The organism is Nioella sp. (genome assembly GCF_964229645.1).
In the GTDB taxonomy this organism is placed as follows: Bacteria; Pseudomonadota; Alphaproteobacteria; order Rhodobacterales; family Rhodobacteraceae; genus Nioella.
In genome coordinates this window covers 1-14717 of sequence record NZ_CAXREX010000062.1, presented here as the reverse complement: position 1 = coordinate 14717, position 14717 = coordinate 1, and the positions used below count along the sequence as shown (strand labels likewise).

The 14717-nt window shown below is 66.2% G+C and carries 17 protein-coding genes; 14 read left to right on the top strand and 3 right to left on the bottom strand.

Features of this window, described 5'->3' with window-relative positions; translation table 11 throughout:
• From ACEQXV_RS04260 to ACEQXV_RS04250, 3 genes are all read left to right on the top strand, one after another.
• Positions 1-488: N-acetyltransferase family protein (locus ACEQXV_RS04260; RefSeq protein WP_370268054.1), on the top strand; the 488-nt coding region annotated here is incomplete at its 5' end.
• Positions 489-512: 24 nt separating this feature from the next.
• The gene (locus tag ACEQXV_RS04255) at positions 513-1952 is read left to right on the top strand and encodes a YdiU family protein (RefSeq protein ID WP_370268053.1); all 1440 of its coding nucleotides are present in this window, start codon (positions 513-515) and stop codon (positions 1950-1952) included.
• A gap of 50 nt (positions 1953-2002) precedes the next feature.
• Positions 2003-2725, top strand: a complete 723-nt coding sequence (locus ACEQXV_RS04250) for an endonuclease/exonuclease/phosphatase family protein (RefSeq protein WP_370268051.1) — start codon at positions 2003-2005, stop codon at positions 2723-2725.
• Here the strand turns inward: ACEQXV_RS04250 and ACEQXV_RS04245 are convergent.
• Complete coding sequence (locus ACEQXV_RS04245) at positions 2694-3590, bottom strand: DMT family transporter (RefSeq protein WP_370268050.1); 897 nt, start codon at positions 3588-3590, stop codon at positions 2694-2696. The genes ACEQXV_RS04250 and ACEQXV_RS04245 overlap by 32 nt on opposite strands.
• Positions 3591-3707: 117 nt before the next feature.
• Between ACEQXV_RS04245 and ACEQXV_RS04240 the strand changes: the two genes are divergently transcribed.
• From ACEQXV_RS04240 to ACEQXV_RS04200, 9 genes are all read left to right on the top strand, one after another.
• The gene (locus tag ACEQXV_RS04240; protein ID WP_370268049.1) at positions 3708-4970 is read left to right on the top strand and encodes a cation:proton antiporter; all 1263 of its coding nucleotides are present in this window, start codon (positions 3708-3710) and stop codon (positions 4968-4970) included.
• A complete protein-coding gene (locus tag ACEQXV_RS04235; RefSeq protein ID WP_370268048.1) occupies positions 4967-6019 on the top strand; it encodes a hypothetical protein in 1053 nt (350 codons plus the stop codon). Before ACEQXV_RS04240 ends, ACEQXV_RS04235 begins: the two co-directional genes overlap by 4 nt.
• Positions 6020-6098: 79 nt before the next feature.
• A complete protein-coding gene (locus ACEQXV_RS04230; RefSeq protein ID WP_370252157.1) occupies positions 6099-6509 on the top strand; it encodes a Fur family transcriptional regulator in 411 nt (136 codons plus the stop codon).
• A gap of 59 nt (positions 6510-6568) precedes the next feature.
• The gene (locus ACEQXV_RS04225) at positions 6569-7444 is read left to right on the top strand and encodes a DMT family transporter (RefSeq protein ID WP_370268046.1); all 876 of its coding nucleotides are present in this window, start codon (positions 6569-6571) and stop codon (positions 7442-7444) included.
• Positions 7445-7550: 106 nt separating this feature from the next.
• Positions 7551-8444 carry a DMT family transporter gene (locus ACEQXV_RS04220; RefSeq protein WP_370252942.1) on the top strand — a complete coding sequence of 298 codons (894 nt, stop codon included), beginning with the start codon at positions 7551-7553 and terminating at the stop codon, positions 8442-8444.
• Between the two features lie 142 nt (positions 8445-8586).
• Entirely contained in the window at positions 8587-9861 is a 1275-nt protein-coding gene (gene eno, locus ACEQXV_RS04215; RefSeq protein ID WP_370268045.1) for a phosphopyruvate hydratase, read from the top strand.
• Positions 9862-9864: 3 nt separating this feature from the next.
• Entirely contained in the window at positions 9865-10863 is a 999-nt protein-coding gene (locus tag ACEQXV_RS04210; RefSeq protein ID WP_370268043.1) for an alpha/beta fold hydrolase, read from the top strand.
• Positions 10864-10952: 89 nt separating this feature from the next.
• Complete coding sequence (locus ACEQXV_RS04205; RefSeq protein WP_370268042.1) at positions 10953-11345, top strand: hypothetical protein; 393 nt, start codon at positions 10953-10955, stop codon at positions 11343-11345.
• Positions 11342-12268: a sterol desaturase family protein gene (locus tag ACEQXV_RS04200; protein ID WP_370268041.1), complete on the top strand. Its 927-nt coding sequence runs from the start codon at positions 11342-11344 to the stop codon at positions 12266-12268. Before ACEQXV_RS04205 ends, ACEQXV_RS04200 begins: the two co-directional genes overlap by 4 nt.
• A 9-nt stretch (positions 12269-12277) precedes the next feature.
• Here ACEQXV_RS04200 and ACEQXV_RS04195 read toward each other — a convergent pair whose 3' ends face one another.
• Positions 12278-12634 (bottom strand): GFA family protein, encoded by a 357-nt coding sequence (locus ACEQXV_RS04195; RefSeq protein ID WP_370268039.1) that lies wholly within the window; start codon positions 12632-12634, stop codon positions 12278-12280.
• 187 nt (positions 12635-12821) lie between these two features.
• Here ACEQXV_RS04195 and ACEQXV_RS04190 point away from each other — a divergent pair, with 187 nt between their 5' ends.
• Both ACEQXV_RS04190 and ACEQXV_RS04185 read left to right on the top strand, forming a co-directional pair.
• A complete protein-coding gene (locus ACEQXV_RS04190) occupies positions 12822-13241 on the top strand; it encodes a cupin domain-containing protein (RefSeq protein WP_370268038.1) in 420 nt (139 codons plus the stop codon).
• A 1-nt stretch (position 13242) separates the two neighbouring features.
• Positions 13243-14133, top strand: coding sequence for a fatty acid desaturase (locus ACEQXV_RS04185; protein ID WP_370268036.1), 891 nt, complete (start codon positions 13243-13245; stop codon positions 14131-14133).
• On the opposite strand, the gene ACEQXV_RS04180 is transcribed toward ACEQXV_RS04185, so the two are convergent.
• Positions 14130-14717 (bottom strand): anhydro-N-acetylmuramic acid kinase (locus ACEQXV_RS04180; protein WP_370268035.1); only part of this gene is annotated, 588 nt, incomplete at its 5' end. The two genes, ACEQXV_RS04185 and ACEQXV_RS04180, sit on opposite strands and share 4 nt — an antisense overlap.

Below are 14717 nucleotides of genomic sequence, written 5' to 3'. Positions count from 1 at the left end.
CGGATTGCCCGGCTGTGAGCCTGCGCCTTGCCTGCGCGGATGACCTGCCCGTGCTCCTGCCGCTGGTGGCGGCCTATCACGCCCATGAGGGCATCTCCGCCCGCCCCAAGGCGGCCCTTGACCACACGCTGCGCGGCCTTCTCGATCATCCCGAGCGGGGCCGGATCTGGCTGATCGAGGACGCGGGTACTCCGGTGGGCTACCTCGCCATCGCCTTCGGGTATTCCATCGAACTGGGCGGGCGCGAGGCGGCGATCGACGAGATCTACGTGCAGCCGGCATCCCGGGGTCAGGGCCTGGGGCGGTCAGCGCTCTGCGCCCTGGTGGACTGGGCTTCGGGGCAAGGCCTGGTTGCGCTGAATCTCGATGTAGCCCCCGACAATCCCGGCGCCCGGCGGCTTTATGCGCGCCAGGGCTTTGGTGAAGTCCTGGGTTATGATCTCATGTCTCTCCTGCTGCCCTCTGGTATCCCGCCGCAGGCACATTAACTAAAGCGGCGAGAGGACACCCCCATGCAGATCGCCTTCGACAATTCCTATGCCCGCCTGCCCGAGCGTTTCTTCCGGCCGCTCGCCCCCACCCCTGTTCGGGCCCCGGCACTGATCAAGGTGAACGCGGACCTTGCCGCCGAGCTTGGGCTCGATGCGGACTGGCTCGAAAGCCCCGAGGGCGTGGCGATGCTGGCGGGGAACCATGTGCCACAAGGCGCGGCCCCGCTGGCGCAGGCCTATGCGGGCCACCAGTTCGGAGGGTGGGTGCCGCAGCTTGGCGACGGGCGCGCCGTGCTGCTTGGCGAGGTGATCGGCACCGACGGAACGCGGCGCGACATCCAGCTCAAGGGCTCCGGCCCGACGCCCTTCTCGCGCCGGGGCGACGGGCGGGCCTGGCTTGGGCCGGTGCTGCGTGAATACGTGGTCAGCGAGGCGATGCATGCGCTCGGCATTCCCACCACCCGCGCGCTGGCAGCCGTGGCCACGGGCGAGGAAGTGCATCGCGAACGCGTGCGCCCCGGTGCGGTGCTGACCCGCGTGGCACGTTCTCATATCCGCGTGGGCACGTTCCAGTATTTCGCCGCGCGCGGCGATGAAAAGGCGCTGCGCACACTGACCGATCACGTGATCGCCCGCCACTACCCCGAGGCCGAGACACCGCTTGACCTGCTCTCGGCGGTCGTGGCCGCGCAGGCGCGGCTCATTGCCCGATGGATGGGCGTGGGCTTCATCCACGGGGTCATGAACACCGACAACATGTCGGTCGCGGGGGAAACCATCGACTACGGCCCTTGCGCCTTCATGGATGCCTATCACCCCGACATGGTGTTTTCCTCGATCGACCAGTTCGGGCGCTACGCCTTCCGCAAGCAGCCCGAAATCGCCGTGTGGAACCTGGCCCAGTTCGCCACCGCGCTGTTGCCGATCATGGGACTGGCACACAAGGAGGCGGTCGAGGTGGCGACCCGGGTGATCGAAGGCTTTGCCGATCTCTTCGCCACGGCCTGGGAAGAGGTCTATGCCGCGAAGCTGGGGCTTTCCCGCATGGGCGAGCCAGAGGCCTCGCTGGCCTATGACCTGCTGCTGCGCATGGCCAAGGGGCAGGCGGATTTCACCCGCGTGTTCCGGGCGCTGTCGGGCGCCGACCCGACCACGGCACGCACGGAGTTTTCCGATCCCGCGCTGCTGGATGACTGGCTGCCGCGCTGGCGCGCACGGGTGGGGCAGAACGGGCCTGAAAGCGCGCGCATCGCCCGGATGCAGGCCGCCAACCCCGCCTTCATCGCCCGCAACCACCGGGTGGAGGAGGCCATCGCGGCCGCGGTCGACGGCGATTACGCGCCGTTCGAGCGCCTCGTGCGCGTTCTGGCCCATCCCTTCGATGACCAGCCGGAGGCGCGTGACCTGGCCCTCGCCCCACGCCCCGAGGAAGTGGTGCGACAGACCTTCTGCGGCACCTGAGCCACCATGGCGGGGCTTGCGCCCGCGCCCGCCGCCTGCACAGTTGACCCATGCCATCCCCGCCGAGCAAATCCCCCGGCGACATCCGCGTCGCCAGCTACAACCTGCACAAATGCGTCGGTCTCGACCGCCGGCGCGATCCGCATCGCGTGGCGCGCGTGCTGGCGGGGCTTTCTGCCGACGTGATCGCGGTGCAGGAGATCGACCGACGCCTGCCGCCGCGCCCGACCGCCCTGCCCCGCGCCGTGCTGGAAGAGGAGGCCGGGCTCGCGCCTGCCCCGGTCGCGGAAACGACGGTCAGCCTTGGCTGGCATGGCAACGGGCTGCTTCTGGCGGGGGGCTGGCGGATGGACGACCTGCACCGCCTGCCCCTGCCGGGGCTGGAACCGCGCGGGGCGCTGATCGCGGATCTGTCCGGCCCCTCCGGGCAGCTGCGCGTTGTGGCGACCCATCTGGGACTGAGGCGGCGTGACCGCCAGCGGCAGATGACGCAGATCATGGCCGCGCTCAACCTGAGCAAAGAGGCCCCCACGGTGCTGCTCGGCGATCTCAACGAATGGGCCCCGCATGCAGGCTTTGCCCCACTCGACCCCTATTTCGAGCTGCACAACCCCGGCCGCAGCTTTCCCGCGCGCAGGCCCATGGCCGCGCTCGACCGGGTGGCGACGGGGCCGGGTTTGAAGGTTCGGCAGATGGGCACCTGTCGCGCGGGCGAAGCGGGCCGCGCCTCGGACCACCTACCTATCTGGGCCGATCTTTGCGTGGACGGTTGATCAGGATCAGCCCCGCGCAGACCAGCACCAGTGCCAGCAGGATCTGCGGCCCCACATGCTCGCCCAGCAAGAGCCAACCCAGCGCCACGCCCAGCACGGGTGACAGGAAGCTGAACGATGCCACGGACGAGGCCGGGTAGATTGACAGAAGCCAGAACCAGAACAGGAAGCCCAGCGAGGCGATAAAGACGATCTGGAAGCCAAGGATCGCCCAGTGATAGAGCTGCGGGTCGCGCAGGAAGGGCCCGAACCACAGAGCCAGCAGAACCAGCGCAGGCCCGGACACGGCCAGCTGCCAGAAAAGCTGCATCTCGGGCGGCGATTTGCTGATGGGTGATATCCGCGCGATCAGCGCGATGCCGGCCCAGCAAAACGCCCCCGCCAGCGCCAGTGCATCGCCCAGAAGCGTCGCCTCGCCACCCTCTGCACGCATGGTGACCGCCACCACCACACCCGCGACGGCCAGCCCCTGCCCCATCAGCTTGCGCGGGGTCAGCCGGTCGCCCTCGATCAGGAAATGGGCGGCAAAGCCCAGCCAGACAGGCATCGTGTAAAACAGGATCGAGGTGCGCGCCACGGTTGTCCAGTCAAGCGCGAAGAAGAGACAGGCGAACTCGATCGAAAAAAGCGTGCCCAGCAAGATCCCCATCGGCACGGTTCCCGGCATGATGCGAAACGGCACACCGCGCAGGCGCATCCAGATCAGCAGCACGGCAAGCGCCCCGACAGAGCGCGCGCCCGCCATGAAGACGGGTTGAAACCCGGTATTGCCAAGCTTGATCGCCACCTGGTTGACCGCAAGCAGCATGGAGAAGCCGATCAGAGAGACCGCGCCGAACAGGTCGATTGCGGATTTGCGCTCCATGTCTTGTCCTTCACAAGTGAACCATCCGGACACAAGACCCGACCCACGGGCAGTGTCAAGCACCCGCCCGCCCGTGCTAAGGCATGGAAAACAGAACGCAAGCCCGGACCGTTTCTCATGACGCTTCTTCAGATCACTTCGCTTCTCATCGTGCTGGCCGGGGCCTTCGGGGCGGTGAACTATCTTTACCTGCGCCTGCCCGCCGCCATTGGCATCATGGTGGTGGCCCTCGTGGCCTCGCTGGTGGTGATGGGGCTCGACGCGGTGCTGCCGCGATTTGGCATCGATGACCAACTCCGCCTGCTGATCACGGAAATCGACTTCTCCGAGGCGCTTCTGGAAGGGATGCTGGGGCTTTTGCTCTTTGCCGGGGCGCTGCATGTGAAGGTGGAAGACCTGCGCGCGGAATGGAAGGTCGTGGCGCTGATGGCCACGCTTGGCGTGGGGCTGTCGACCGTCATCATCGGCGTCGGGTTTTCGTGGCTGACGGGCATGCCACTCCTGGTCGCGCTGGTCTTCGGCGTGATCGTGACGCCGACCGATCCGGTGGCCGTTCTGGGCGTGCTGCGCGCGGCCAACCTGCCGAAATCTCTCGAAACCAAGATCGCCGGGGAAAGCCTGTTCAATGACGGGGTGGGCTATGTCGTCTTTCTCGTCCTCGTGGGGCTCGCCTTTTCCCACGGCGGCGATGACCATGGTGGCGGGGGGCTTGCGGATGCGGCGACATTGTTCGTGCAGGAAGCCTTGGGCGGCGCGGCCCTCGGGGCCGTGGCGGGCTGGCTGACCTTCCGGGTGATGCGGCGCATCGACGATCCCTCGCTGGAGGTGCTTCTCACGCTTGGGCTTGCCTTCGGCGGCTACGAACTGGCCATTGCGCTGCATGTGTCTGCCCCGATCATGGCCGTGGTTGCCGGGCTGCTGATCGGCCATACCGGCCCCAAGGGCGGGATGAGCGCCGAAACCCGCGCCCATGTTGACAGTTTCTGGACCCTCGTTGACGAGATCCTGAACGCGGTGCTCTTCCTGCTGATCGGCTTCGAGGTCTTCGCGGTGGCCTTCTCGGGCGACGTGCTGCTGACCGGGGCGGCGGCCATCGCGCTGGCTCTTCTGGCGCGGCTGGTCGCAGTCGCGGTGCCGATCCTCGCCTTGCGCCCGTTCCGCCGCTTTTCGCCCGGCGTGGTGCAGATCATGACATGGGGCGGGCTCAAGGGTGGCATCTCGGTCGCGCTGGCGCTGTCCCTGCCCGACAGCGACTGGAAGCCGCTTATCCTGGGCGCCACCTACATGATCGTGGTCTTCTCAATCATTGTGCAGGGGCTGACGGTGGCACGGCTTGTCACCCGCGTGGGCCGCGAACCGGAACTGGAACTGGAGCCGTGACCACCCCCGACCCGGCACTGGCCAGCGCCTTTCTGGTGCTTCTGGAAGGCGAGGCAGGCTTCGGCGAGCCGGAGCTGACCGCACTTGCGCGCGCCGAGGTGATGGAGCGCCTGGCCGCCGGGGCCGAGGTCAACGGCTGGTATCAGGGGCGCACGCTGCTGTCGCAGGCCGTGGGCTGGAAACGGGCCGACATGGTCGAATTGCTGCTCGATCACGGGGCCGAGGTGAACGCGATCACCCATGCGCCCGAGGGTCGGCTTTTCGCCGAACCCGTGGCCGCCGAGGCCTATGACCCGGAGATTGTCCGCCTGCTGGCGGCCCGGGGCGCCGATTTCGCGGCCTTCGACCGGGACGTCATGGCCGTGGCCACCGGGGCGGATCGCATCCCGGCACAGAACCTGCCCAGGGACGCGACGCGCTTTGCCCCGGTCCAGCGCGGGGACCGCAACCCGCAACCGATGGTCAACCCCTTCTACATCGAGCAGATTCGCAGCTTCGACAGTGCCTATGGCGGGTTGCGCCGCCATTTCGGGGAAGGGGCGAATCCGCATCCGTGGCAGCTATCGCCCGCTTTCAGTTTCGAGCGCTTCGGGCGCACGGTCACGCGGCTGCCCGACGGGCGGCTGGTTCTGATCGCGGGCGAGCACGAGGATTCCTACGACCCCGATTTCTGCATCTACAACGATGTCTGCGTGCTGGATGGCGCGGGCGGGGTCGAATACTTCACCTACCCGGTCGAGGACTTCCCGCCGACCGACTTCCACACTGCCACGCTGATGGGTGATCACATCCTGATCATCGGCAACCTGGGCTACCGGGGGCAACGGCAGGACGGCATCACGCAGGTGCTGCGGCTCGACCTGAAGTCTTGGCGCGTGACGCGCGTTCAGACCACCGGCGACAATCCCGGCTGGATCAGCCGCCACAGCGCCACCCTGCAAGACGGGGAAATCATCGCATCGGGCGGCAAGATCGACCCCGGCTTCCGCGATTTCGAGGGGGTCCACGCGCTCGACACCAAAAGGCTGCGCTGGCGGAGGATTTCCTGACGCGGGCGGGCGGAAAGGGCTTTTCCAGACCGCGCCTGATGCGCTAGACCCATCCCCCGAGACGACCGGGAGGCCAGCGATGCCCGAAACCATCGAACAGCGCTGCGAGGCCAAGGGCCTGCGCATGACCGAGCAGCGGCGCGTGATCGCCCGCGTGCTGGAAGACTCGTCGGACCACCCGGATGTGGAAGAGCTTTACGCCCGCGCCAGCGCCCAGGACCCGAACATCTCGATTGCCACGGTCTATCGCACCGTCAAGCTCTTCGACGAGGCCGGTATCCTTGAGAAGCTGGAATTCGGTGATGGCCGCGCGCGTTACGAAGATGCCGACCGCGACCACCACGACCACCTGATCGACATCAATTCCGGCGAGGTGATCGAGTTCGTCGACCCCGAGATCGAGGCGCTTCAGGAAAAGATCGCCGAAAAGCTTGGCTACCGGTTGAAGGGGCACAAGCTGGAACTCTACGGCGTCCCGATCCGCAAATAGGGCTGGACCCCGGCCCGGAATGGGGCGACACCGGGGGTCTGCCAGACGGACCCCGAAACATGACTTCTGCCACTGACAATCTGCGCGGCATCCTGCTGATGGTGCTGGCCATGGCCGGTTTCGCGCTTGGCGATGTGGGCATCAAGCTCCTGGCGGGCGCGGTGCCGCCGGGGCAGATCATGGGCACTATGGGGATCGTCGGCACCATTGTCTTTGCAGTTTGGACGCGGGCGCGGGGCCTGCCGCTCTTGCCCCGCGCTGTCTGGCACCCGGCGGTCGGCCTGCGGTTCCTGGCGGAAATCGTGGCAGGTGCCGGCATGGTCTTGGCACTGACGCTCAACCCCCTGTCGCTGGTCACCGCGATCCTTCAGGCCGCACCCCTCGTCGTCACGATGGGGGCGGCGAGGATCTTCGGCGAACAGGTCGGTATCAGGCGTTGGAGCGCCATTGTCGCCGGCCTTGTCGGGGTGCTCATCATCCTGCGCCCCGGGTTCGAGGGCTTTTCGCCACAAGCCTTGTGGATCATCGTGGCGATGCTGGGCCTTGCCGCCCGCGACCTGGCCACGCGCGCCGCGCCGCGAGACCTGGAAAACCTGCAACTGGCCACGGTGGGCTTCTTTGCCCTGGTGCCCACGGGCGCGATCCTGATCGTGTTCGGGCAGGCCCCGATCTGGCCAACTGCCGGGGATTGGGGGCTGCTGATCTTTACCTTCGCCACCACGATCGGCGGCTACTACGCGATCACCGCCGCCATGCGCGTGGGTGAGATCGGGGCCGTGACCCCCTTTCGCTACTCAAGACTGGTTTTCGGCCTGGTTCTGGGAATGGCGATCTTTGCCGAACGCCCCGATGCGCTGGCCTATGCCGGCGCCGCGCTGATCCTGGCGGCGGGGCTTTATTCCGCCTGGCGTGAACGTCTGCATTCCAAAAGCTGATCCTTGCGATCAGGGGAAATCATCGCGCCCGTGCAGGATGGTACTTGTGCTGCCGTGAAACTGGGTCCAAGGCGGGATCACCCACCCAGATCACGGCGCGCCTGTCATGAACAATCTCAACGGCATCCTTCTTGTCATCGCCGCCATGGCCGCCTTCACGGCCGAGGATGCGCTGATCAAGCATCTGTCGGAATGGTTCCCCACCGGGCAGATCCTGGTGATCCTGGGCATTGGCGCGAGCGCGATCTTCGCGGTGATGGCGCTGGCGCGGGGGCAGAAGCTCTGGGCACGGCGGGCCTGGACCCCGGCCTTGTGGCTGCGCGCGCTGGCCGAGGCGGTATCGGCCACCACCTTCGTGACCGCCCTGTCCCTGGTCGACATCTCAGTCGTTGCCGCCGTGTTCCAGGCCACGCCCCTGGCCATTACGGCGGGGGCGGCGCTCTTCTTCGGTGAACAGGTTGGCTGGCGACGCTGGAGCGCCATCGCCATTGGCTTCGTGGGCGTTCTGATGATCATCCGGCCCGGACTCGACGGGTTCGAGCCCAATGCGCTCTTCGTGCTGCTCACCGTCGCCGCCGTCGCCTTCCGCGATCTCATCACCCGGCGCATTCCCGGCGATGTCAGTTCGCTGGTCGTGTCCTTCCAGGGCTTTGCATCGCTGATCCTCGCCGGAGGGCTTCTGCTGTGGCTGCAAGGCACGGATATGGTTCACCCCGAAGGGTCCCAGTTCCTGCTCATCGCGGGCACGCTCCTGTTCTCGGTGACCGGGTATTACGCCATCGTGCAGGCGATGCGCATGGCCGATGCCTCGGCGGTGCAGCCCTTCCGCTATACACGGCTGGTCTTCTCTCTCATCGCGGGTGTTCTGGTCTTTGGCGAGCGCCCCGATGCGCTGACGCTGACCGGGGCTGCGCTGATCATCGGGACCGGGCTCTATACCTTCCTGCGGGAACGCCACCTGGCCCGTAAGGCGCGCCGTGCAGCGCGGGCTGCGGCGTAAGGTCCCGCAGCGCCCCTGTTGGCGCAAACAGTTATCACCCCCTGCGAAACAAGGCCCGTTAGCGCTACCATAAACGGTTTACTTTCGCCGCGCCCCTGCTATAGGTCAGCGCGACTGATCCCATGTTCCAAGGTGAGACCCCATGAGCACCATCATCGACATCATCGGCCGTGAAATTCTCGACAGCCGGGGCAACCCGACGGTCGAGGTCGACGTGATCCTGGAAGACGGCACCATGGGCCGCGCCGCCGTGCCCTCGGGTGCATCGACCGGCGTGCATGAAGCCGTGGAAAAGCGCGACGGCGACAAGTCGCGCTATCTCGGCAAAGGCGTGCTGGAGGCCGTGGCCGCCGTGAACGGCGAACTGGCCGAAGCGCTGGTGGGCTTTGACGCCACCGAACAGGCCGCCATCGACGCCGCGATGATCGAGCTTGACGGCACCGAGAACAAGGGGCGCCTTGGCGCCAACGCCATCCTCGGCGTGTCGCTGGCCGCCGCGAAGGCCGCCGCAGATTTCACCGCGCAGCCGCTCTATCGCTACGTGGGCGGCACCTCGGCCTGCGTTCTGCCCGTGCCGATGATGAACATCATCAATGGCGGCGAGCATGCCGATAACCCGATCGACATCCAGGAATTCATGATCATGCCGGTGAGCGCGGGCAATATCCGCGACGCGGTGCGCATGGGCTCGGAGGTGTTCCACACCCTGAAGAAGGAACTGTCCGCTGCGGGTCTGGCCACCGGCGTGGGCGATGAAGGCGGCTTCGCGCCCAACCTCTCCTCGACCCGCGACGCGCTCGATTTCGTGCTGAAATCGATCGAGAAGGCCGGCTACACCCCCGGCGACGACATCATGCTGGCGCTCGACTGCGCCTCGACCGAGTATTTCAAGGATGGGAAATACGTGCTGTCGGGCGAAGGCAAGACGCTCTCGGCCGAGGAAAACGTGGCCTACCTTGCCGCGCTTTGCGCAGATTACCCGATCCTGTCGATCGAAGATGGCTGTTCCGAGGACGACTGGGATGGCTGGAAGATGCTGACCGATGAACTGGGCGGCAAGGTGCAGCTTGTGGGCGACGACCTGTTCGTGACCAACCCCAAGCGGCTGGCCATGGGCATCGAGCGCGGCTGCGCCAACTCGATGCTGGTGAAGGTCAACCAGATCGGCACCCTGACCGAGACACTGAAGGCCGTCGACCTGGCCCATCGCAACCGCATGACCAACGTCATGTCGCACCGCTCGGGCGAGACCGAAGACGCGACCATTGCCGATCTCGCGGTCGCCACCAATTGCGGGCAGATCAAGACCGGGAGCCTCGCGCGGTCTGACCGGCTGGCGAAATACAACCAGCTGATCCGCATCGAAGAGATGCTGGGCGAGACCGCCGAATACGCGGGCCGCTCGATCCTGCGCTAAGCCATGCGGCGGGTTTTCAAAGGACTTGCCGCGCTTGTCGCGCTCCTGCTGGTTGCGGCAGGGGCGCTTTATGTCGGGACCATGGGGGAGTATCCCGTGCCCGCCACCGTCACCGATGACCCCGCCCTGCCCCGGATCGAGGTAGGCGGCGTCACGCTCCATTCCGAAAGCTTCGGCGACCCCGCCAACACGGCCATCGTCGTCCTTCACGGGGGCCCGGGGGCGGATTACCGCTCGCTCCTGCCCTTGCAGGCGCTTGCCGACAGCTACCACGTCACTTTCTACGACCAGCGCGGCGCGGGCCTGTCGGAACGGGTGCCTGCCGAAGAGCTGACGCTGCAGACCCACTTGCAGGAGCTGTCCGGCGTGCTCGACCACGTCAGCCCCGACGCGCCCGCGATCCTTGTCGGCCACAGCTGGGGCGCGATGCTGGCCAGCGCATTCCTTGGCGCAAGCCCCGACCGGGTTGCCGCGGCGGTGCTGATCGAGCCGGGCTTCCTGTCTGCCGATGACGCCCAGGCCTGGGGTTTGCGCTCGCAAGAGATCATCCGCCAGCCGGGCATGATCTGGCTTGGCCTGCGCACAGGCTTTGCCTCGGCCCATGTGGACGGGCCCGACGAGGCCGCCGCACAGGATTTCCTCATCGGGCAGATGATGCACGCCTTCGCCTCCGATCCCGCCTCGGGCTATGCCTGCCCCGGCGAAAGCTACGACAGCCCAGGCTGGCGCGCGGGCGGTGCGGCGGGGCAAGCGGTGCAGACGCAGGCCAGCGCGGAAGATTTCGACGCTCTCGGCGGGCAGGCACACCGCTTCGCCGGCCCTGTCCTGCTGATTACGGGGGCGTGCAGCACCTGGATCGGGGAAGACCACCAACGCGCCCACCTGGCGCTTTACGGCGACGCGCGGCTGTCCGTCATTCCCGGCGCGGGCCATGACAGCGTCGACGACGCGCCCGAGGCGGTTCTGGCCGAAATCCGCGCCTTCCTTGCTGGCGGGGGGTAGCGACCCGCAGGGTCGCGCCCCTTGACGCGACGCCCCGTTTGACAGCGCGAAACCCTCCCGCTTTTCTTGCGCGCGGGAGGATACGGGCCATGCCCCTGCACATTCTGATCATCCTCGTCGTCGGCGGCATCGGCGGCATTGCCGCGCTCACATGGGCGCTCGGCCTTGCCCGCCCCTATCGTTTCGCGTCCGAGGACGACGCCCGCGCCGCCTGGCTGCGCAGCTGGCCAGAGGACCGGATCACAAACGTCCTGCTTGCCCCCGACGGCTCTGCCGCGCTGATCGGGACGGACCATGGCCTCGGCGTGGTCTTCACCATGGGGGCCGACAGCAGCGGCCATCGGCTTGATGGTGCCGATATCCACGAAACACCCGGCGGTCTGCGCATCCTCTTCCACGATTTCGCCACCCCGCGCCTCGACGTGGCGCTCGACCCCGAGGCCCGCGCCCGCTGGCAACAGACCCTGTCGGAGAGACCATGACCGACCAGTTGAATTATCCCGATGTCGTGCAATGGGCGGTGCCCTTCTTCATCGCCGCGATCCTGGTGGAACTGCTGTGGATCACCCTCAGGGGCAAGGGCGGGCGCTATGAGACCCGCGACGCGGTGACCTCGCTCATCATGGGGGCAGGCAACGTGGCCAGCGGCATCGCGCTTGGCTTCATCGCCTGGGGCTTCTTCATGTGGCTCTGGGCGCTGACCCCGCTCGACCTCGGGTCTGCGTGGTGGGTGGTGGCGCTGTGCTTCGTGCTCGATGACCTGCGCTATTACTGGGTCCATCGCTTCGGTCACCGGATCAGGTGGGTCTGGGCCAGCCATGTGAACCACCATTCCCGCCAGCATGACAACCTGACCACGGCGCTGCGCCAGACCTGGACCTACACCTTCACCTTCATGATGGTGGTGCGCGCGCCACTCATCCTTCTGGGCTTTCACCCGGCGATGGTGCTTTTCGTCGGGGGTCTGAACCTGATTTACCAGTTCTGGATCCACACCGAGGCGATCGGCAAGCTTCCCCGCTGGATCGAAGCGGTGATGAACACGCCAAGCCACCATCGCGTGCACCATGGCCGCAATGCGCGCTATCTCGATTGCAACTACGCGGGCGTCTTCATCATCTGGGACAGGATGTTCGAAACCTTCGTGCCCGAACTGGACGAAGATCGCGTCGATTACGGGCTTGTCCACAACCTCGGCACCTTCAACCCGCTGCGCGTGGCCTTTCACGAATGGGTCGGCATCTTCAAGGACATGACACAGCGTGGACTCACGCTGCGTGAGCGCATCCTATACGCCGTCGCGCCCCCGGGCTGGAGCCACGACGGCAGCCGCCAGACCTCGGAAGGGATCAAGGCAAGCCACCTTGACCGCCATCCCGAGGACCGGGGCACGCCGGGGTTCTGAAACGGCAGGCTATTCCTCCACCATCTCCCCGCTGCCGCCGAAATCTGCCGGGAAATCACGGAACTTGGGCAATCCGTCCTTCATTGGCAACACGGTTTCGGCGTAGTTCACATGGACGCCCGGCTCGAAGGCCAGTGACGGGATCGTTGCGGCATAGACGTCGACCAGCCCAAGGCCGGGATGGTCCGTCATGACATGCCCACCACATTGGGTGCAGTATTGGCGCCCGCTGTTTTCCGTCTTCATGAACCGCGCAAGCTTGTCGGCCCCCTTGGTAACCTTCACCGCGTCCGGTGCCCAAAGGGTAAACGCGTTGACAGGTCCGGCCGACCACGACCGGCAGGACTCGCAATGGCAATAGCCCATGCCCGCAGGATCCCCCGAGACCTCGATTTCAACGGCACCACAAAAACAATGACCTTGATGAACTGGCATATTCCCCCCCACATTCTGGAATGGTTTTATGGAATCATGCCCCTCGTTTGCGTCCACGATGCTACCATGGGTTGTATCAATTCCAAAATTTGACCCGGACAAAGGTTTCGCATTCAACATGACCGCAGACGAGATCATCGCCACGCTCGGGCTGGAGCCGCATCCGGAAGGCGGCCATTACCGGCAGACCTGGGTAGCCGACAATGAGGACCGGCCCACGGGCACCTGCATCTATTTCCTGCTGAAAGAGGGCGAGGCCAGCCATTGGCACCGGGTCGATGCCGCCGAGATCTGGCTTTACCATTCGGGCGCGCCTCTGGTCCTGTCGATGAGCGAAACCGGTGAGGGCCCCGCGACCGACCATCTTCTGACGCCGGACTTGCGCGAAGGCCGCCCTCAGATCCTCGTCCCGCCGCATCACTGGCAGGCGGCGCGCACGACGGGTGATTACACGTTGGTCAGCTGCACGGTCAGCCCGGGCTTCCGCTTCGACGGGTTCGAACTTGCCGCCCCCGGCTTCGACATCCCAAGGGGGTGAGATGGACCACAAATCCGCCCTCGCCGCCCTGCCCGCTGCCCGCAAAGAGGCCTTGCAGGAACGATCCGACCTGAGGGGCCTGCTGCATCTTGCCGGGCATGTCGCGGCCTTGGGGGCCTTTGCGCTGCCAATCGTCATGGGCTGGCCCGGCTGGTGGCTGGCACTGCTGCCGCTAGGTGTTTTGACGGTGTTCCTCTTCACGCTCAGCCATGAATGCACCCATTACACGCCATTCAGGACGCGCTGGATGAACGATCTCGTGGGCCCTGCGGTCAGCCTGCCCCTGATGCTGCCCTTCACATGGTTTCGCTATTTTCACCTCGCCCATCACAAGTTCACCAATGACCCCGAGCGCGACCCGGAACTGGAACACGGGCCCCGCCCCGAGACATGGCCGCAATTCCTGATCTATCTCAGCGGATGGGGCTATTGGCGGGGCATGGCGGGCACGCTCTGGCGCAATGCTTTTGGCTCGATCGACGCCCCCTACCTGCCTGCCCGCCAGCATGGCGCAATCCGGCGCGAGGCGCGGGTGCTGCTGGCCCTTTACGCGCTGATTGCCCTCAGCCTCATGTGGTCGCCTCTGGCACTATGGCTCTGGATCCTGCCGGTGCTGATCGGCCAGCCATTCCTGAGGCTTTACCTGCTGGCCGAACATGGCCGCTGTCCACCGGTGGCCAACATGCTGGAAAACTCCCGCACCACCTATGCGGGCTGGCCCGTGCGCTTCATCGCCTGGAACATGCCCTTCCATGCGGAACATCACAGTTTCCCAAACGTGCCCTTCCACAAGCTGCCCGAGCTGAACCGGGATCTTGCGCCGCTGCTGAAAAGCACCTCGCCCAGCTACCCGGCCTTTGCGAAAGACTACGCCGACACCCTGCGCCCCTAACCGCGCGGCCGGCTGATCCGACCGCCGCCAACCTGCGCGGCGACGCCCGTGGTCATCGGCCCCGAGGTGGACATCTTGCGCGCCACGCGCACGGCGAGGAAGGCGAAAGCCTGCGCCTCCAGCATGTCGCCGTCGAGCCCGACCGCTTCGACCGGTTCGACCGGACAGGCTAGCGCCTCGCCCAGCCCCGACATCATCGCCGCGTTGTGCCGCCCGCCGCCACAAACCAGGACCCGGGCGGGAGGCTCGGGGCAATGGGTCAGCCCCTCGGCAACGCAGGCCACGGTGATCGCCACCAGTGTTGCTGCCGCATCGGCGTCAGGCAAGGCCTCAACCCGCGCCAATATGTCTGAAAAATCGTTCCTATCCAGAGACTTCGGAGGCATTCTTGACATGAAAGGCCGACGGATCGCGGCCTTTACGATTGCCTGATCCACGCTGCCGGAACGGGCCAGAGCGCCGCCCTCGTCCCGCGCCATGCCCCGGCGGGCGCGCATCAGGTCATCGAGCGGGGCATTCCCCGGCCCGGTATCGAAGGCCAGGATCGCGCCGTCTTCTTCCGGCCCGTTCAGGCGTGGATCGAC